Origin of the sequence: Mucilaginibacter sp. P25, from assembly GCF_050859465.1 — a bacterium.
GTDB lineage: Bacteria > Bacteroidota > Bacteroidia > Sphingobacteriales > Sphingobacteriaceae > Mucilaginibacter > Mucilaginibacter gossypii.
Genome location: NZ_CP193937.1, coordinates 2,117,091 through 2,137,192, shown reverse-complemented (window position 1 = coordinate 2,137,192; position 20,102 = coordinate 2,117,091). Strand labels below are relative to the sequence as shown.

The window sequence follows — 20,102 nt, the reverse complement described above, 5'->3', positions numbered from 1 at the left end:
ATAATAAGATTATGGAAAGTGCACCAAACAATGATGAACTAAATCTGAATATACCACCGCTGATCACTCCAACCAATCTGGATCTTCCGGCGGCAGCCGCACCAACCGGCAATGTGCCTATGAAGGTGGATAAACAAGGTAATGTAAACCTTGACGCTATACCAAACCAGGATTTGCAAAAATACGGTGAGATGGGTAAGGACATCAACCCAGCTGATGTTAACTCGATACTGAACTACGGCGTTGAGATACAAAACTCCATGGAGAAATATAGCAATAACTTCCTTACTTCGGTACGTACCTATAATTCAGGCGAAGTAGGCGGGCTGATTAACGAGTTGCTTACCGAACTTAATTATATTGATGTTGATGAGCTGAACCAAAACGCGTTTACGTCATTCATTTCACATATCCCTTTTATGAAAAAGCTGGTGGTTGATACCAAAAAGCTTTTCCAGAAATACGATACCGTGGTTAACAATATTGATAAGATCACCAATAAGATCAAGGCAGGCCGTGTTAATTCGTTAAAGGATAACAGCTCGCTGCAAACCATGTTTGACAGCAATGTTACCTACATTAAACAAATGGAAGACCTGATCATTGCTGGTCAACTCAAGTATAATGAGCTTAACGAAAAGCTGGCAGTGATGGACGGTAACCCAACGGCTTACCAGGATTATGAAATTGCCGACCTGCGCGATTTTGTGAACCGTTTGGATAAACGCCTTGCCGATTTAAAGGTAGTACGCTTTATCATGATGCAATCGCTGGCACAGATCCGTGTGGTGCAGAACAACAATACCACCATTGCCGAAAAAGCACAGTCTATTGTATCAACCACAATCCCGGTTTGGAAAAACCAGCTTACCATTGCTGTAGCCCTCAACCGCCAGAAAGAGAATGTGGAGATGCAGAAAAAGATCTCGGATACAACCAACACCATTTTACAAAAGAATGCCGAAATGCTGAAACAAAACAGTATTGATGTAGCCCGCGAAAATGAGAAAACGGTAGTATCGTTAGACACACTGAAAAAGACTACTTCATCACTTATTGAAACCCTTACCGAGGTAAAACGCATTCACGACGAAGGCACAGCCAATCGCCGCACATTGAATACTGAGCTTCAAAACCTGGAAACAGAATTGAAGAAAACGGTAACGAGCGTGAGTTAAAGAGCCTCACCCAACCCTCTCCAACGGAGAAGGCATTATTGCATTGGCGTCATTGCTTCGTTCCTTTACAGCAATGACGCTTTTGTTTTATACCCGTTCTCTCTCTACCTCAACCTGCCTATTCCCATACTTGTTTATAACCTCAGCCAAAATCAAATTAGGCACCCAGCTGAAAAAGGCAATGATGAGGTAGTTATTATGAAAGTTTACGCCGTTACCCAAAACAGTAAACAGCCAGATATAAAACCGCAAAGTAACCGCGCCGAAAGCCAGCGCATAACTCCGGTTCATCATTTTAATATGATCATCAATTCGCCCTTTCTTAACCAATAAAAATGCCGCCAGGGTAAAGGCCATCCACAATGTATTCTGAAGTAAAAAAGATATAAATACGCCTGTACCCCGGTTTATAAAAGCGTCATGATATAAGCGCCCGGTGCCGCGAAAAACAGCACGCCGAACACATACAGCTTTCCCAATGTCCGGTGTAGGGCTTTGTTATTATATACTTTTTTTGAAAACTGGAAAAAACCGGCTAACAGGATCACGCTGCTGCCTATAATATGGCAATAAAAAGCAGGCAGGTACCATCCGGTTTCAACGGCTTTTTGTTTGATATGCAGAAAATAAGAATCATGATTAAAATCCCAGTACTGAACAAACGTACCGGCGCAGAGTACGAATACCCAAAAAAAGGCAAAGTATCCCAATATGCGGGTTGTAATGCTCATTTAGCGGCAAGTACATTTGGTTTTATTGACGGTAAACCTTTTAGCCTCTGATCTATCCACTGGATGTTATACTTATCTATCTCGGTTAGCGAATCCTGAACGCTGAGGTTTTCTGATTTATAGTGTCCGTAAAATTGTTGTTCGAACATTTCCGTCCAGCGTTTGTCTTTAAACTTATAATTATAATCGGCATAGATTTCGTTTTTCATATACCTCAATACTTCGGACGAAATTGGCCTTCCGACTGAAGTTTTATATTTTCCATTATCAAGTTTACCATAAACATAACAGCCATTAATAAAATGGTCGTCTATTTTTTGGTATTTAGTAAAAGCAAATACCCTTTTGGTATTCATGGCCTCTTTTACTTTACCATTTTCAATTTTTAAAAGGTGAAATATGGGTAATTCATCAATAAAGGTGTTATTATAAAGTTCGATGTTAGCAGTGGTGGTTACTTTTACCTCCAGCAGCGAATCGCTGATAGCGTTGATATTATACTCATTGCAGCTTCCGCTTAATTCGCTACCACCTTCTTCGGAGTTAATTTCAGTGTTAATTTCATAGCTATAAATCTTGTTGTTTTTGTTATCTATCAACACCATATTATTGGTGTCATAGAATTCGGAACGGCCTCCAATAAAGTAATCGCGGATAGAATAATAAGCACTTTGCAGCCAACTGTTGTTTTCTGTGGATATTTTTACTGGCAACGCCTTCGCTTTTACTATATACTGTGAACTTGTTGCTACAAAGTCAACATGGTTTCGCAGCGGATTTTTAAACTCCTGAATCTTTCGGATCAACCCAAGGTCAACAAGGTAAGAGGAGGTATATAAATGCTGCCGTGCTGCTCGCGCGAGTTAAACTCGGTGATATCACCGGCCGGGCTTTTGGTCAATGTAAATGAGTTTGGTTGCTTAAGTTTTGAAAACAGCTCACTGATTTTAACCTCGGCTTTTTCGGACACAGAAAAGTCGTTTTTTAACCAAAAGTACTCATCGCCTTTTCTTAATGCGGCAAGGTTTTCGGTGTCATTAACCGGAAATATCTGGTCATATTCAACGGGAATTACAACTTTGCCACTAAGGTCGTAAAAACCCCGCTTACGATCTTTTTCAACTTCAATAAGATCAGGGAACGTGCCGCTGATGTTATGAATAAGGTCATATTCAGCAGGGATTACTTCTTTATAATCGGGTCCGATTAATCCCATTTTATATATTTTGGTAGTATCCTTCATTAAGTTATAGTAATCCCATTTCCCCTTTACTACATAAAAATATGTCTGTTTCTTTAAATGGGTAAACCATATTACGCTATCATATTTAGCGAATAAATTGCCTGCATCTAAGAATGCTTTCAATGTTTCCGGGCTGTAAATTTCTTTATCTGTATATTTTTTCGTCCACGCGGTATTACGGTAAGCTATATAATCACTCATGAAATTACGAGCATCTGCCTGGTAGATGCTGAGTTTGTTTTGCTCGTTTTTTTGAATGGTAAAAGTTATGCCCGAATGCCTTGTATCCAGATGTTGCTCGCTAAAGGTAACAGGAACAACAGCTGTGGCGAGTTGAGGATTGATCTGCGTAATTTCGGCCTGCTCTACATTCAGCTCTATGTTAAAAGATACATCCTCTTCGTCGCTTTTTCGCTGTTTGTTGATTAGGGTTGTTATTAATTTATTTATAGGTTCAGATGCTTGCTTATCGGCAAAATAACTCATCAATGAATCCCGATTGCCTTTTATAACCTGAGCTTTGAATGCTTTTAAAAAGTTGCTTATTTCATTGCTGCTGGTCGACGGTTTGGATTTTCCACGGAAAATAAAGTATCCGCCAACAGTTAATACAATAACAGTTATCGCAATAATGATGATAGGTTTAGTTTTCATACAACCAAGATAATGCATTTTTTGAAATAGTAGAAACGAGCCAAAATACTTAAAATTAGACCAATAAATATTACTTATATTACATAATAACCATATAGTTAAAATCTATATAGCATCAATTATTAGTATTCGGGAGGCGGTTTAAAATTTTTATATTTGCATAAACATTAAAAGAAATATCAAAATATGTTAACGATAGGACAAAAATTCCCCGAATTTTCTAAAACAGCAGTAGTAAGCCTTGAAAAAGGTAAAGAGTTTGAAACCCTTACTTCTGAGTATTTAACCAACGATGACAACGTTTGGACTGTAATGTTCTGGTGGCCAAAAGACTTTACTTTTGTTTGCCCTACTGAAATCGCCGAATTCAACAAAAACTTTGGCGAATTCCGCGACCGCGAAACCCGTTTGATCGGTGCTTCTACCGACTCTGAATTTGTTCACGCTGCCTGGAGAAGAGATCACGACGATCTGCGCGATTTGAAATTCCCTATGCTTGCTGATACTTCAAAATCATTAGCTGAAGATTTAGGTATTTTGGAGCCAACTGAAAAAATCGCTTACCGTGCTACTTTTATCGTTGATCCACAAGGTATCATCCGTTGGGTATCAGTTAACGACTTGAGCGTTGGCCGTAACGTAAAAGAAGTATTACGCGTACTTGACGGTTTACAAACTGACGAACTTTGCCCTTGCAACTGGGAAAAAGGTCAGGAAACTTTAACTGTATAATTATACAACAGATAAACGTCCCCGTACTGTATTTCGGTGCGGGGATTTTTTACACCCTTTTTTAAGCTAAGGAAAAGCCAAAAGCGGAAGGCTAAAAGCCTAATGCTGAAAGTTGTTTTTTATATAGAGACGCATAATTGCGTCTCCGTAGGACAAGCCACATTGCATGGTGTTTAACCTCCTTAATTTGCATACAGGAGACGCAATTATGCGTCTCTACAATAAGAAAATTACCCCAAAAAATGAACGAAAGTACCGAAGTGATCCAGGAGATACTTGAAAGTATCGGATTAGATAAAAATTACCGCACAGCCAGCCTGAGCCTTTTAGAAACAGGCGAATCACGCTATCTGCGCGACCTTAAACTGAACTTTACCAGCACCCTTACTTCTGCACATCTAACTAATAAAGAATGCGCCTTGCTGGGTTTGGCTACTGCTGTAAACAATAACAATGTTCCGCTTACCAACTTCTTTACCAAATACGCTAAAGAAAACGAAGCTACCGATGCCGAAATTGCCGAAGCTGTAGGTTGCGCCTCATTGCTGGCATCAAACAACGTATTTTACCGTTTCAGGCATTTTACCCAAAAGGAAAAGTACACCCAGATCCCGGCACGGATCCGTATGCAACTCATGATGAAACCGGTAACCGGTAAAGAATTTTTGAACTGGCCAGTTTGGCTGTATCAGCCATTAATGGCTGCGAAATGTGTGTAAACGCACATGAGGATTCGCTTATAAAATTAGGCACCACCGAGGAGCGTATTTTTGATGCCGTACGTATAGCATCATTAATTACCGCTACAGGTAAAGTTATATTTTAACAAGCTTAACTTATTTTAACAATGAAAAAGGCATGAAATAATAAAATTTCATGCCTTTTTCATAAATAGTATTTTATTGCCCAATAAAATTTGCGTTTATTAATTAAAATCCAGTAAATTTATACCTTAAGATTAAACAAACCCCGGTCGCAATATTCAAATATGTTGTTTATGCGGGAGGAGTTACTTAAATTTTAATTGTTAATTTTTTTGGGGAAAGCCGTTCCGGTAATAGTGGAACGGCTTTTATTGTTTTAGTGCGAATCGGCAACAGCTTTCAGCTTTTTGAACGGCTGAAGATAAAGCAACGGTATCGAAAATAACATCACCAATCCCGATATCCAATAAGCATCATCATACGTTAACAACAATGTTTGCCTGGTAACCATACCTTCAATAGCCTGGTATGCCATATGGGTAGCATCAATCATTGATTTGCCTTTGGCCATAAATCCCTGGGTAAGCATGTGTAAACGGTCATTAAACGGATTGTTATACGGATTGATATTTACAAGCAGATTATTGCGGTGCACACCCTGGCGTATATGGATGAGGGTGGTTAATGTAGCAATCCCGAACGAACCGCCCAACTGGCGCATCATATTGTTCAAGCCCGATCCCTGGCCCAGTTCAGGACCTTTCAAATCAGCCATGGCCAAAGTAGTAAGCGGCACGAACAATAAAGCCATACCCACACCACGGATTAATAACGGTATTAACACATCCTTTTCGCCGGTAGCCAGTGTCGAATTGCTTAACATATGTGTAAATACATAAAAAAGGAACATGCCCGCAGTAGCCATAAACTGGGCTGGTATGCCCTTATTCAGCATTTTGCCTATAAACGGCATCATTACAATGGTACACAAACCACCGGGGAACAACAGCTCGCCTGTTTGCTGGGCATTAAAACCAAGCAGGTTTTGACAAAACACCGGGAACACGAATACCGATCCATACAAACCAAACCCGAGTATGAAGGATGTGAACATGCCCACGGCAAAACTTCGGTGCCGCAGAATGCTGAAGTTTACAATCGGGTGCTCGGTACTCATTTCGCGCCAGATGAATAATATGGTACCTAATACAGCCGATATAGTTAAAACCAGGATGTATGGCTTAGCAAACCAGTCTTCACTTTCACCTTTTTCAAGTACGGTTTGTAAGCTGCCTACTGCAATAGCCAGCAAGATAATACCCCACCAGTCAACAGGTTTGCCTTTGGCATCCTTGGGTGTTTCCCGCACGAAGGTGTACGTACAAAACGCCGCCAGCGCCCCCACCGGGATATTTACGTAAAAGATCCAAGGCCATGAGTAGTTTTCAACTATCCAGCCGCCAATGGTTGGGCCTACAGTTGGACCTACTACCGCTCCCAAACCAAATAGCGCGGTTGCAGTACCTATCTGCTCACGGGGCCAGGTTTCAAGTAATATGGCCTGGGCTGTCGAAATCAGACCACCGCCGGCTATACCCTGAATAATCCTGAACAATACCAGCTCATCCATGCTGTGCGCGTTACCACATAAAAAGGATACGATGGTAAACACGATGATAGATGCCATGAAATAATTTTTACGCCCAAAACGGCCGCCCAGCCAACCCGACATGGGCAATATGATCACGTTTGCTACCGCATACCCGGTAACTACCCAGGCCACATCCTCAAGGGTTGCGCCAAGGTTACCTTGTATGTGAGGCAACGCTACGTTAACGATAGTGGTATCTATCAGCTCCAGTAATGAGGCTGTGATCACCGTAATGGTGATGATCCACTTTTTAAAGCCAGTTTCAGCCATAATGTTATTCTTTAATTACAGATACGTTTACGCTCATACCAGGGCGTAATTTTGCAAGCTCTTCTTTAGTGCCGTTGATTTTAATTTTTACAGGCACACGCTGTACAACTTTTACGAAGTTACCGGTAGCATTATCCGGAGGCAACAGTGAGAATTTGGCACCTGTAGCAGGCGAAAAATTGTAAACCTGTCCTTCCAGCTTCATGTCTGGATAAGCGTCAACTTCAATTTCAACTTTTAAACCATTTTTGATATTGGTAAGCTGTGTCTCTTTGTAATTAGCGGTAATGTAAAGGCTGTTATCATTCACTATTGAAAACAAAGTTTGACCAGCCTGTACCAGCTGACCTAACTGTACATTCTTTTTAGAGGCTAAGCCGCTTGCCGGAGATTTCACCAGCGTGTAACTCAATTGCAGCTTTGCATAATCAATATCAACCTGCCTTTGTGATACACCCGTGTGGGTAACAGCCAACTGGCTGCGGGTTGTACCAATTTGCTGAACAGCAGCTTTGTACTGATCCTGCGATGCCCTGTAATTAGCTTTTGCAACATCCAAGTCGGCCTTAGCCTGGTCAAATTGCTGCTGGGTTACTGACCCGTCTTTTACCAGGTTGGCGTAACGGTCGTAATCTTTCTGTACTTTTTCTAAATGGGCCAGATTTGATGAAACCTGAGCTTTTGCACTTGCAGAGTTTGCTTCGTTAGCAAAAATTTGCGATTGATTTACATTAATGCCTGCGCTTGCGCCAACTTGTGCCGCCTGAGCCTGCTCTAATTTTACTTTATAGTCGCGGTCATCAATTTTAACCAGCGGCTGACCAACATTAACATGGGTGTTCTCTTCAAAATAAATTGAATCAACGTAACCGCCAACGCGGGCAACTACAGGGCTGATATCGCCGTCGATCTGGGCATCATCAGTATCAATGTGTTTGCTAAAGTAGATGTATTCTTTTATACCGAAAATTACGCCGCCAATAAGTACAATACCTAATATGATGGGGATAACTTTATTTTTCTTTTTCGGTTGTTCCGGTGTTTCTTGTTCCTTTGCCATTTTATTTAAAGGTTTGGTATTATTATTTGTTGATTTTTCCTGTTGATTTTTGTAGCGTATAGTAAGCAAGACCAGCATCGGCTTTAGCCAATTCTAAGTTGATCTGTGCCTGGTAAAGCAAGGTTTCTGCATCTGCCCTGTCTGTTGCGGATGCTATATTGCTTTTGTATTTCGATTCGAGGATCTTGTTGTTTTCACCAGCCTGATCGATAGCGGTCTGTAAAAGTTTAACCTTTTCAAGCGCCTGGGTATAGTTCTGGTAGCTTTGGTTAACCTCGTCTTTCACACGATCTGCGGTGATACTTTTATTTATGTCAACCTGCTGGCTCTGGATATGGGCTTCCTTTACCTTGTTCTTGTTAGTCCACAATGAGCCGAAGTTCCATGACAGCGTTAAGCCGGCCGATAGTGGAGTAATAAAATTGCCGCTTTTAGGTATAGGGTTGGAGTTAACATCTACATAGTACCCTGCAACCGAAGCGCCTAAAGTTGGCAGCTCATTAGCTTTAATACTCTTGATATTGGTTTCGGCAACACGACTACGCAACGCGAATTGCTTAAACTCCGGGCGTACAGCCATTGCTGTATCAAGGTAAGCTGTCAACGGAGCTACCTGCCTGTCGGCCTCCTTAATCTGATCTATGTTTAACTGTGTACCTTCAGGTAAACCTAACAACACGTTAAGGTTATAGTTAATGATACGGCGGTTAGTTTCCAGGTCAACGCCATTAACTTCAATGTTTGAGCGTTGCAATTGAAAACGCAGTACATCGTTTTTAGTAACTAAGCCTTGTTCAAAAAAGCGTTGTGCCTGTTTAATCTGGGCATCAACAGTAGTTAAGTTTTGTGTTACTACTTTTTTGCTTTGCAATACTTTGTACAAGTTGTAGTATGAGCTGATTATATCGTAAACAATCTGGTCTTTATCATTCTCTACATCCAAACGGGCAACCTGTGTAAGCAAGTCGGTTGACTGGCGGGCATATTTCAATTTACCACCGGCAAATATGGTTTGGTTTAAAGTTAGAATGCCAAGGTAAGCATCAGCGCGGTTGGGCAAATTAAAGCTTGACTCGCCTAATGCAAGCCTGTTGGCCGGAATTTCAGCATGGTTATAGCCGTAGCTCACTTTACCTGTTGGCAGGGCTTCATCTTTGGCCTGGTTGTATTCAGAAACAGCCTGTTCAACCTTTGAGTTTGATAGCTTTAGTGTTTTACTGTTTTCGAGGCCAAGTTTAATAGCCTCATCAAGTGTAATTGTCCTGTCTTGTGCGCTGGCAGCAAAAGGCAGGCTTAAAACTATCAGGGCGATACTGCCCCGCAAAACGGGCCGTAACACCTGCTTTAATAGCTTAAGGTGATTGGTTTTGTTATTTTGAGTTGTCATGTTCTTTTACTAAATAAGCTTTTAAAAGTCTTTTCATGTATGTTTTAACACGTGGTTTCAGTTCATTTTCCATAAACTTTTCATCACGAATATCATGTCCCAATACTAATGATGATATCTGAGGCATGTTAACTATATAATTTTTTGTACCAAAGAGGGTTGCTATTACCAACGGTATATCGGCATCTGCATGAAACAGGCCGTTGTTTACACCTTCTTCCATAATTCTTTTTACCTCATATACATTTACCATCAGTATCTCGATGATCTTATCGGTAAGGTCGCCACGTTTGTTCATGGACACTTCCCTGTTAATGAGTTTTTGAAAACAGTTGTTGGCGATGATGCGTTCAACATAATTGTCAATACATTTATCCAGTTTATCCCAGGCGTTCATGCTGCCGTCGCTGCTAATATTTTGCAGCAGCGTACGGAACGAATTGATCTTGCGTTCAAAAACTGCCAGGAAAAGTCCTTCTTTTGATCCAAAATAGTAATTGAGCATAGCCATGTTTACACCGGCTTCGCCCGATATGGTACGGGTGGAGGCTCCGTCATAACCCAGGTCCGCGAACACCTTTTCGGCCACGTCGAGGATATGTTCCTTTTTATCTATTTTATCTTTTTCCATTGTTTTAACGGCACAAAATTAATCAAACGATTGATTAAGCGTATCGGATTGAAGCAGAAAAAGTTAATCGGTTGATTAAGATTACCATCGAATGACAGATTTGTTTGACAACCTTAAGAAAATTGTAAAAAATAAAAGTATTTGTTGAAACATTTAATATGAACCATCAAAAATCTTAACAGATTGACGGCCACAGTAATGGTTTTGTTATATTGTTGATACAGGAAATACAGAATATCTATCTTTCAATATATTTGTTGCTATGAAGCGTATCCACCTCATTGTAGTATTCCTGCTAACAACTGCATTTTCAAAAGCCCAAACCAACCCGCCTACCGATCTCGGCACTATTCAGCAAAACCTTAAAAAACTTGATGTGCTTGGCAGCGTATTGTATGTTGCGGCGCATCCTGATGATGAAAATACCCGCCTGCTGGCCTACCTTGCGCAGGAAAAACATTATCGCACCGGTTACCTGTCGCTCACCCGCGGCGATGGCGGGCAAAACCTGATAGGTAATGAGCAAAGCGAATTGCTTGGTTTAATCCGTACGCAGGAATTGCTGGCCGCCCGCCGCGTTGACGGTGCTGAACAATTTTTTACCCGCGCCAATGATTTTGGCTTTTCGAAAGGACCGGAAGAAACACTAAAAATCTGGGACAAAGAAAAAGTATTGGGCGATGTAGTGTGGGTGATCCGCAAGTTCAGGCCCGATGTGATCATCTGCCGCTTCCCTACAACCGGCGAAGGTGGTCATGGTCATCATACCTCATCGGCCATATTAGCGCAGGAAGCTTTTACAGCTGCTGCCGATCCGAGCCGTTATCCCGAGCAATTAAAATATGTAAAGCCATGGCAGGCCAAACGCCTTATGTGGAACACCTTCAGCTTTGGCAGTGTTAATACTACCGCTCCCGATCAATTTAAAATTGATGTAGGTGTTTATAACCCAATCTTAGGTAAAAGCTATGGCGAAATAGCTGCCGAAAGTCGCAGTAATCATAAAACCCAGGGCTTTGGCTCGGCCAAGCAACGCGGCGAATCATACGAGTTTTTTAAAACTATTTTAGGCGATGCCCCTCAAAACGATTTGATGGATGGTGTTAATACCACCTGGAAACGAGTTAAAGACGGAGACGCTATTGCAGCCATGATAGGCGTGATCAGCCGGAACTTTATCAGCGAAGCTCCTGAAAAGTCCTTACCCGCATTGGTGCAATTACTGATGAAAGTTGAGAAAGTACCGGATACCTACTGGCGTGAACAAAAAACTAAAGAGCTAAACAATCTCATAGCGGCATGTGCCGGCCTGTGGTTTGAGGCTTATGCTACTGAGTCAACTTACTCACTCGGCGATAAAATAGGCGTGCGCGCGCAGGTGATCAACCGTTTTAATTATCGTGTTAAAATAAACAGCATTGATGCCAATGATAACTCTTTGGCTTTGCAAAGCAAGGAGATCCCATTTAACCAACTCCAAACTTTTGAAACCACTGCCGCAGCTTCCATGCTAACGCAGCCTTACTGGCTGGCCTTACCGCATCCAATAGGTGTTTACACTTTGCCGGATAACACGCTTGCCGGTAACCCTGAAAATCCTGACCTGCCAAAAGTTACTTTCCAGTTTATTATTGAGGGTAAGCCCATAAATATCGACCGCCGAATTGTATATAAATACGTTGACCCGGTTAGGGGCGAGGTTTATCAGCCTATTGAAATAACGCCGCCGGTAACCGCTAATATTGAAGACAAGGATTATATTTTCAGCACGCAACAAGCACAAACAGTACTGGTAAAGTTGAAAAGTTTTACCAAAGCAAGTGGTACCATCAGCCTGAAACCCGCTGCCGGATGGAAAATAAGTCCCGAAAAAATTGACTTTACCGATAAGGACAAAAACGATGAATGGTCGGTGGCATTTACGGTTAGTCCAACCGATACCAAAACCAACACAACCGATCTGGAAGCAGTTGTTAACGCCAATGGCAAACCGTTTTCACTTAGCCTTCGCCGTATCAGGTATGATCACGTACCAGCTATTACCCTATTTCCGCCGGCACAAACAAAGCTTGTTTACCTCGATCTTAAACATAACGGCAGAAAAATAGGCTACATTGCCGGTGCCGGCGACCAGATGCCTGAAGCCCTGCGCCAGGTAGGTTACGAAGTACATATCCTCACCGAAAATGAAGTAACAAACGGCGATCTTTCGGGCTATGATGCCATCGTTACCGGCGTACGGGCCTACAATGTGAACGAGCGACTTGCTTATCAGCAATCGAAGTTAATGGCATATGTAAAGAACGGCGGCAACCTGGTAGTGCAATACAATAACAACAATGGTATTGTTGTAAAGCAAATAGGCCCATATCCGTTTACCGTAGTGAACCGCAGGGTTACTGACGAAAACGCCGAAGTGACGATTTTAGATCCGCAAAATCCGGTATTAAACTATCCTAATAAAATAACCAATGATGATTTTAACGGTTGGATCCAGGAACGCGGATTGTATTTTGTAAGCAATATCGACCCGCAGTACAAACCCATTTTGCAAATGCATGATAAAGGAGAAGAACCGCTTAACGGATCATTAATTGTGGGCGATTATGGTAAGGGCCGGTTTGTATATACTTCCCTGGCATTTTTCAGGGAGTTGCCTGCCGGTGTACCGGGAGCTTACAGGTTGTTTATTAATCTATTGAGCAAACCAAAATAACCTGATAAACAACGTGTTTACTTAGCGAAGCCAACAGCATTCTCTATGAGAGCCCCTGAAGAAGCATTAACTTCAGTGCAGCCAAACTGGGCAAACCGGTAAATCGTACTGAGTGGGATATTACCCTGTAAACCTATAAACAGGGTGACAAAATGTGGATGCCCCTGGAGAAAAGGAGCGAAGATATGTAAAGCATTAAAATAACTATAAAACCAAAACGGCCTCTTAAAGAGACCGCTTTGGTTTTTTTAGCGATAATTAATAGGCGTAAAACGGCACATCTTCATAAGCATATCCGCCTGCACCCCAATAAAATTCGTTTTGATTTTTAGTGTAGAAATGGTCAATTTCGGCAGGTGTACCTCCGTGATAATAGCGATAAACTGGCACTGAACTATTTGCCTGGTTGGGATAGGCATAAAAGGCTACCTTTTCTTTGATGTAACCACCAGGAGTAGTCGCATTCCTTGTATAAAAGTGATCAACAGCAGAGGAACTATAATAACGATATACAGGCTCTGTACCGGCTACCTGGCTAGTAAAGGCAAAAAAGCCGATTCCCTCAAATATATACCCTGTGTTATTTCCCTGAGCCAATTCGTTATAATCCGTAGTGTAAAAGTGATCGGACGAGCCGCCGTTATAATATCTGAAAACGGGTGATGTGCCCGCTACCGGCGGGTTTAGTGGATAAAGAAATTGTACTGCAATTTTATCATAGTTCGAAAGCACTGTTGCCCCGGTACCGCATTCATTGCCATTCATTAACGAAACCGGATCGGCTTCAGTAGGTGTACCAAGAATATGAGTGGCGCTGTAATGGGCGCTGTTAGGTGCTGTTCCGTTCTGTGGTTCGTTTAAAAACCAATTGGTATGCCTAAGACCAATACTGTGACCTAACTCATGCGCTATTGTTCGTTGTCTTTGATCAAATGAATTTCCCGAAATCGCGGCTGGGCTTATGTAGATTATAAAACCAGGCTGCCCGTTTATCGGGAAATAAGACTGCCCGCAAGCTCCACCAATATTATTATTCGCCATTATCGTAACATTGTACGAACTGCCTACAGAAAATTTCACCCTGCAGTTCGGAATACCATTCCATTGTGCAATGGCCGCGTTAATTTCAGCAGTATACGCGCTCATAGAAGCATCAATATTGATCACTACATTAGTGTTTAAACCCAGGTAATTTTGCGCACCGTATTGATCTGTCTTAATTTTCGAAGCGCCACCATTTGTTGTTGCAACACCGGTCTTCTTTGAAAACAGCATATCACCGTCCACCAGGTAGTCGGTACCGATATCCTTAATATCAGAATCCCGGAAACCCAATGATTTAATGTAGTCCAAGGCACTGGTGCTGTTTTTTTCTTTATCCGCAGGTGCTAAATCATGAATTGCTTTTTTGCAGGAATTAAACAATAGCAAGGTGGTAAACGCAATAAATGCGAGTTTGAGGTTTTGGTTTTTCATTTGTGATTTATGTATTTAAGTTTAAGTCAAAAATAATATTATTAATTATATTTATTGTAATTATTTAATTTTTATTTAATAAAAATTAACCAAACGAAACCACAGAATACAACAACACTATTATGAATAATCAAGGTATTAAATATCAATATTATAAACCTGGGCTCAAGGGATTCTAAGAAGACAGACTTCTCCTTTGACTGAACTCAACAGTTTTACAGTTGTGGTAAATCTGTTTAATCCCAAACCTTTTCAACCGTCAAAAACACTACATATGTTATCAACAATGTGTCAATTTTACTTTATTAACATTTTTTTAATATAAAACTCTTTCAATTACAGTAAATTCTATTTACGTTTGAATTTTTCTTGATGTAGCTTCAAATAATTTTTTACCCTGAAGCACATGTTACGCGTCGACAGTTCCAAACCATGCCAAATTATTTATGCCATTGCCAAGCATGACTACCTGTCGTATGTTATTGAACCACACATTGTTCAGCTTAATCCGAACGGTGAATTTTCACTAACACACCAGCGTTTATTTTCCAATACCGCCAAAGAATTTTGCGAATTTCTGGACGATACCGATATCAGGCTGATCAAACTGCTGGAAGAGATGGAGCAAGGCAACGTGATCAAAAGGTATTATAAAAAACCAATCCGTCCGTTCGAGTTTTTCTCCAAGATCTTCAACGAGCAGATGTTTGACATGATCCGCCCAAAACTGGAGAAGCGGATAGCTGAAGCGTTATCGTTACTTTGCGGTAAGCAGGTATACCAGATGAGTAAGGAAGGCTATCCAGGCGAACGCAAACTTCAGCTGGCTACCGAGGCAGCATCAGTGTTATTTCATTTCAGGCGCAGTGAAGAAGAGATCAGGTATTTTCCTACCATCAAATATCAGGGCATGCGCATTGAGTTCATGTTTAAAAATGCCGAGATCATTTGCAATCACCCGGCCTGGATGCTGCTTGATGATACCCTGTATTATTTCGACAAGGAGATTGAGGGTAAAAAACTGCAACCATTCCTGAACAAGCGTTTCATCGCTATACCAAAATCGTCGGAGCAATCATACTTTGAAAAATTTGTTGCCCCGCTTATCGAAAAGCATAATGTTTACGCCGAAGGGTTTACCATCAATACCGAAAAGTATGATGCCTGCCCTGTGCTTAAACCTATTTATATTGAAGGCGGTACTTCGCAGCTGCAACTTTCTTTTAAGTATGCGGGCTATGTATTTCCTTATGGCGATGGCAGGCACATTTCTGTGCGGATGGAAAAAACCGGCGATGATTACCTGTTTCACCGTATTAAACGTTCAACTACCTGGGAAAAAGGCAAAATGCACCAATTGGAGCAAATGGGGCTTAAAATAGCTTCATCATTGTTCCAAAACCTTGAAGTTGCCGGACACGATGAAGATGACGACCGCTCGTTCTCTGTTTTTGAATGGCTCAATCAGCATCATGATCAGCTTATTGAACAGGGCTTTGAACTGGAACAGCCTGAAGGGCAAAAACGCTACGTATTTGGCAGCAGTAAAATTGAACTGGTAGTAACCGAAAATAACGACTGGTTTGATATCAACGCCATGGTGAGCTTCGGCCCGTACCGAATCCCTTTTATCCAGTTAAAAAACCATATCCTTAACCATAAAAAGGAGTTTACCCTGCCATCGGGCGAAATTGCGGTAATTCCTGAACAATGGTTTTCGCAATATGGCAACCTGCTGCACTTTACCGAAGGCAGCAATGATTTAAAACTACGCCGTCACCATATTGGCCTCGTTACCGATTTAGCCGAAGGCGAAATGGCCAGCGTTACCATGACCCGCAAACTGCAAAAGCTCACCAATTTTGATGAGCTTGAGGACGCGCCGATGCCCGTTAATTTTGAAGGCAATTTGAGGCCGTACCAAAAAGCAGGCTATAACTGGTTTCACTTTTTAAAACAATACCACTTTGGCGGCTGCCTTGCCGATGATATGGGTTTGGGTAAAACCATCCAAACTTTATCGCTGCTGCAAAAGCACAAGGAAGATACGGAAGAAGCCGGAGGCAAAGCCACTTCGCTGGTAATCATGCCAACCTCGCTGATATATAACTGGCTTAATGAAGCCCGCAAATTTGCACCGCAGTTAAAGCTTATGGTACATACGGGCACCATGCGCTATCGCAGTGCTGAAGTTTTTGCCAATTACGATGTGGTGATCACTACCTATGGTATCAGCCGCATTGATATTGAAATGTTTAAAGGCTTCTTTTTTGATTACGTGATCCTGGACGAAAGTCAGAACATCAAAAACCCATCATCAAAATCATACCAGGCGGTTAAACAGCTCAAGTCGCGCTTTAAATTGATCTTGAGCGGCACCCCGGTCGAAAATTCGGTTAACGATTTGTGGACACAGATGTCGTTCATTAATCCTGGTTTATTGGGTGCACAGCAGTTTTTCCAAAACGAGTTTGTAGCTCCTATAGAAAAGAAAAAGGATGAAGATAAGGCCCGCAAACTTCAGGCCCTGATCAAGCCTTTTGTGTTACGCCGCACCAAAGAACAGGTAGCAACAGAATTGCCACCCAAAACTGAAAATCTTTTTTACTGCCAGATGACCGAAGAACAATCTTCGGTTTATGAAGAGGTAAAATCCGAATACCGGAATGAGTTGCTGAAAAGCCTGGAGGATGGCACGTTCGCTAAAACACAGATTCAGGTATTGCAGGGTTTGATCAAGTTAAGGCAAATTGCTAACCATCCTATCATGATCGATAAGGATTATGAAGGCGACAGCGGTAAATTTGAAGATGTGGTGCATACCTTAGGCAACGTGCTTGATGGTGGTCACAAGGTGCTCATATTTTCGCAGTTTGTAAAACAGCTTAGCATTTACCGCGAGCATTTTGAGCGCGTTGGTATTCCTTACGTCTATCTGGACGGCGCTACGCAAAACCGGGGCGATGTGGTTAAGCAATTCCAGGAGGATGAAAAAACGCGTGTGTTCCTGATCTCGATAAAAGCGGGGGCGTAGGTCTTAATCTTACCGAAGCCGATTATGTGTTTATTCTCGATCCATGGTGGAACCCGGCTGTTGAGCAGCAAGCCATTGACCGCACACATCGTATCGGGCAGACCAAAAACGTTTTCATCTATAAATTCATCACCAAAGATTCGGTTGAAGAAAAGATCCTGGCCCTGCAGCAGCGTAAGCTCAGCCTGTCAAGAGCGCTGATTACTACCGAAGAAAGCTTTATTAAATCGCTTACGGCGGATGATATTAAGGAGATATTGGGGTAAAAACACCCCTCCCTAAACCGCGAGGGCTTTAAAAGAAAAAGCGGTGAGTAATTGGTGCTCATCGCTTTTTCTTTTCTGATAACGCGCAATTTTAAAGTATCACCCTTTAGGCGGAGATTTAGAGGGGCTTATTTTAACTTACTCAACGCTGCTTTCACCCTCGGTATCAAGGCTTCTATTTCATGAAGTGGAGTTGCACCAACCGATGCACGGAACCAGTTCACCTCATCACCTGTACCAAAGGCCGAGAATGGAACAAATGCGGCTCCGGCCTCTTTAATTAAATAAAAGTTAATATCTGCCGAATCTTTCAATACTTTGCCGTCCGGAGTGGTTTTGCCACTGTAATCTATTTTCAGGGTAAGGTAGATAGCGCCCATCGGTTCAATCGAATCTACATTTAAACCGCTGGCTTTCATTTCCTGGAAACCTTCATGCAGGGCAGTAAGGCTTGCCTGGATCTTTCCCTTTAAATCATCAAGATAACTGTTTACATCAGCCTCATCAGTTAAAAATTTGGCCATAGCCATCTGTTCAGGCTTTGGCGACCAGGCACCCATGTGGCCTACAATGGCTTTCATATTTTCGATAACCAGCTCCGGCCCGAAACCCCAGCCTACACGTACACCCGTTGCTGCAAAACATTTTGAACCGCCATCAACGAAAATGGTATAATCTTTTAATTCAGGACGAAGGGTTACCGGATCGTAATGCTTATGCTCGCCAAAAGTTAACTGCGAGTAGATTTGATCGTATAGTAAATACAGTGGTTTCTCACCCACTGCACGGCTCTTGTTTTCGGCAATTACAAGATCGCAGATCTCTTCCAGGTCCTTTTTGCTGAACATGGTACCGGTAGGATTTAAAGGCGAACACAACGCCAGCAAAGCCGCTCCTTTTAAATGCGGGCGAATATCATCTGCCGTAGGCATAAAATTATTTTCAGGAGCAGTGGGGATAATCACTGCATCGGCATTCAGCAGATCGCTGTAATGGTTATTGTTCCATGACGGTGCAGGGAAAACCACTTTTTCGCCGGGGTTAACTACCGCCAAAAATATAGAATAGATCAGCGGGCGCGAACCACCCGAAATCAGGATTTGGTTAGGTGCATAGTCAAGACCTAAACTTCTTTTCAAAAAGCCACTTACACTCTGGCGCAGATCAAGCATACCATCAGCAGCCGGGTAGTTGGTTTGATTATGATTATAGGCGTCTATAATCTTTTCCTTTAGAGGAGTTGGAATAGGATAAATATTGGAATCGAAATCGCCAATGGTAAGGTTGGCGATATTCTGGCCTTGTCGTTTTAATTCGTTGATCTCGCCCGCAATCTTAATGATCTCCGAGCCATGCAAATTTTGAGCTAATAAAGAAACACTCATGGATTTATATATTTATAAGCGGCAAAGATAGCCGATTGAGGTGAAAGGCGAAAGGATAAAGGCGAAAGGTTGGGAAGAGCGCAGAAGCTAAATGGTGAAAGACTATTGAGGTGATTATAAAAGCTGTAGGTTAACAACCCGAAATAAAAACCTTTTTCCTTTCGCCTTTGACCTTTCACCTAAAAGAAAAGGTCAAAAGCAGAAAAGAAAACCTTTTGCCTTTGACCTTTCGCCTTTAACCTTAAAAGCTTATAAATACGCTTTGCGCAATTTAATTATCCGCATCCAGTGCATGAGTTTCATTACGGGGTAAACCGGGTCTATCTCAAACCATTTGGCGCCAAAATTGGCTTTGTTGGGGTGTTTGTGATGATTATTCTGAAATAGTTCGCCCAGCATTAAAAAATCAAACGGGGTAGTATTTTTTGACTTATCTCCATTATCAAAATTTTGATAGCCATATTTATGGCCGCACCAGTTTACAATAGCACCATGAATTGGCCCCATTAAAAAGTGAATCGGGATCAGTAGATACATCCACCATGCGGTAGCAAATTCTACATAAAATAAAATATATAAAATGCCGAATGAAATACGGGATACAACCGATGATCCTATGAAATCAACAAAACGCCATTCAGGAATGTTACCTTTAAAACGTTCTTCAGGTTCTTTAAGCTTCTTTACGTGTAGCCTGTAGCTTTTAGCTGTATATACCATCATCTGGAAAACATCCTTAAAAAAATGAGGCGAATGCGGATCCTTTTCGGTATCACTATATGCGTGGTGTTCACGGTGCATAATGGCATAAGCCCTCGGGTTTAAAAACGATGATCCCTGGCAAACATAAGTAAGCAGGTAAAACATTCCTTCGTAAAACTTATTGGTTGTGAACATTTTGTGAGATGCGTACCTGTGCAGGAAAAACGTTTGAAAAAATAGCGACAGAAACCAGTGCGCTATAAAGAATATGATAATAACCAT

The 20,102-nt window shown here is 41.8% G+C and carries 16 protein-coding genes and 1 pseudogene; 6 read left to right on the top strand and 11 right to left on the bottom strand.

Annotated features, from left to right (window positions below; translation table 11 throughout):
- Window positions 1-11: 11 nt before the first annotated feature.
- Complete coding sequence (locus tag ACRQ5D_RS11250) at window positions 12-1,178, top strand: toxic anion resistance protein (RefSeq protein WP_091172928.1); 1,167 nt, start codon at window positions 12-14, stop codon at window positions 1,176-1,178.
- A gap of 87 nt (window positions 1,179-1,265) precedes the next feature.
- Here the strand turns inward: ACRQ5D_RS11250 and ACRQ5D_RS11245 are convergent, their stop codons facing one another.
- From ACRQ5D_RS11245 to ACRQ5D_RS11230, 4 genes are read right to left on the bottom strand one after another with little or no spacing between them, the layout of a single operon-like run.
- Entirely contained in the window at window positions 1,266-1,565 is a 300-nt protein-coding gene (locus tag ACRQ5D_RS11245; protein WP_256337521.1) for a DUF2306 domain-containing protein, read from the bottom strand.
- A gap of 20 nt (window positions 1,566-1,585) precedes the next feature.
- Window positions 1,586-1,909, bottom strand: a complete 324-nt coding sequence (locus ACRQ5D_RS11240) for a DUF2306 domain-containing protein (protein ID WP_091172934.1) — start codon at window positions 1,907-1,909, stop codon at window positions 1,586-1,588.
- On the bottom strand, window positions 1,906-2,715 hold the full coding sequence (locus ACRQ5D_RS11235; RefSeq protein ID WP_091172938.1) for a YARHG domain-containing protein: 810 nt from the start codon (window positions 2,713-2,715) through the stop codon (window positions 1,906-1,908). Before ACRQ5D_RS11235 ends, ACRQ5D_RS11240 begins: the two co-directional genes overlap by 4 nt.
- On the bottom strand, window positions 2,712-3,806 hold the full coding sequence (locus ACRQ5D_RS11230) for a WG repeat-containing protein (protein ID WP_176844545.1): 1,095 nt from the start codon (window positions 3,804-3,806) through the stop codon (window positions 2,712-2,714). Before ACRQ5D_RS11230 ends, ACRQ5D_RS11235 begins: the two co-directional genes overlap by 4 nt.
- 186 nt (window positions 3,807-3,992) lie before the next feature.
- Between ACRQ5D_RS11230 and ACRQ5D_RS11225 the strand changes: the two genes are divergently transcribed.
- From ACRQ5D_RS11225 to ACRQ5D_RS11215, 3 genes are all read left to right on the top strand, one after another.
- A complete protein-coding gene (locus ACRQ5D_RS11225) occupies window positions 3,993-4,538 on the top strand; it encodes a peroxiredoxin (RefSeq protein ID WP_091172945.1) in 546 nt (181 codons plus the stop codon).
- A 242-nt stretch (window positions 4,539-4,780) separates the two neighbouring features.
- The gene (locus ACRQ5D_RS11220) at window positions 4,781-5,257 is read left to right on the top strand and encodes a carboxymuconolactone decarboxylase family protein (RefSeq protein ID WP_432328973.1); all 477 of its coding nucleotides are present in this window, start codon (window positions 4,781-4,783) and stop codon (window positions 5,255-5,257) included.
- Window positions 5,248-5,364, top strand: coding sequence for a hypothetical protein (locus ACRQ5D_RS11215; RefSeq protein WP_432328972.1), 117 nt, complete (start codon window positions 5,248-5,250; stop codon window positions 5,362-5,364). The genes ACRQ5D_RS11220 and ACRQ5D_RS11215 overlap by 10 nt, the downstream gene beginning before the upstream one ends.
- 254 nt (window positions 5,365-5,618) lie before the next feature.
- On the opposite strand, the gene ACRQ5D_RS11210 is transcribed toward ACRQ5D_RS11215, so the two are convergent.
- The 4 genes from ACRQ5D_RS11210 to ACRQ5D_RS11195 are packed head-to-tail and all read right to left on the bottom strand — an operon-like array spanning window position 5,619 to window position 10,241.
- Window positions 5,619-7,163 (bottom strand): DHA2 family efflux MFS transporter permease subunit, encoded by a 1,545-nt coding sequence (locus ACRQ5D_RS11210; protein WP_090535020.1) that lies wholly within the window; start codon window positions 7,161-7,163, stop codon window positions 5,619-5,621.
- Window positions 7,164-7,167: 4 nt separating this feature from the next.
- Window positions 7,168-8,223: an HlyD family secretion protein gene (locus tag ACRQ5D_RS11205; protein ID WP_091173137.1), complete on the bottom strand. Its 1,056-nt coding sequence runs from the start codon at window positions 8,221-8,223 to the stop codon at window positions 7,168-7,170.
- A gap of 22 nt (window positions 8,224-8,245) precedes the next feature.
- Window positions 8,246-9,610, bottom strand: a complete 1,365-nt coding sequence (locus tag ACRQ5D_RS11200; RefSeq protein ID WP_091172952.1) for a TolC family protein — start codon at window positions 9,608-9,610, stop codon at window positions 8,246-8,248.
- The gene (locus tag ACRQ5D_RS11195) at window positions 9,594-10,241 is read right to left on the bottom strand and encodes a TetR/AcrR family transcriptional regulator (protein ID WP_091172957.1); all 648 of its coding nucleotides are present in this window, start codon (window positions 10,239-10,241) and stop codon (window positions 9,594-9,596) included. The genes ACRQ5D_RS11200 and ACRQ5D_RS11195 overlap by 17 nt, the downstream gene beginning before the upstream one ends.
- Before the next feature lie 262 nt (window positions 10,242-10,503).
- Here ACRQ5D_RS11195 and ACRQ5D_RS11190 point away from each other — a divergent pair, with 262 nt between their 5' ends.
- Entirely contained in the window at window positions 10,504-12,957 is a 2,454-nt protein-coding gene (locus ACRQ5D_RS11190; protein WP_091172962.1) for a PIG-L family deacetylase, read from the top strand.
- 258 nt (window positions 12,958-13,215) lie between these two features.
- Here the strand turns inward: ACRQ5D_RS11190 and ACRQ5D_RS11185 are convergent, their stop codons facing one another.
- Window positions 13,216-14,433 carry a M57 family metalloprotease gene (locus ACRQ5D_RS11185; RefSeq protein ID WP_091172966.1) on the bottom strand — a complete coding sequence of 406 codons (1,218 nt, stop codon included), beginning with the start codon at window positions 14,431-14,433 and terminating at the stop codon, window positions 13,216-13,218.
- A 406-nt stretch (window positions 14,434-14,839) separates the two neighbouring features.
- On the opposite strand from ACRQ5D_RS11185, the pseudogene ACRQ5D_RS11180 reads away from it, so the two are divergent.
- Window positions 14,840-17,733, top strand: a pseudogene (locus tag ACRQ5D_RS11180) (DEAD/DEAH box helicase).
- Between the two features lie 128 nt (window positions 17,734-17,861).
- Here the strand turns inward: ACRQ5D_RS11180 and ACRQ5D_RS11175 are convergent.
- A complete protein-coding gene (locus ACRQ5D_RS11175; protein WP_112651714.1) occupies window positions 17,862-19,118 on the bottom strand; it encodes a pyridoxal phosphate-dependent aminotransferase in 1,257 nt (418 codons plus the stop codon).
- 249 nt (window positions 19,119-19,367) lie between these two features.
- Window positions 19,368-20,102, bottom strand: a complete 735-nt coding sequence (locus ACRQ5D_RS11170) for an acyl-CoA desaturase (RefSeq protein ID WP_091172976.1) — start codon at window positions 20,100-20,102, stop codon at window positions 19,368-19,370.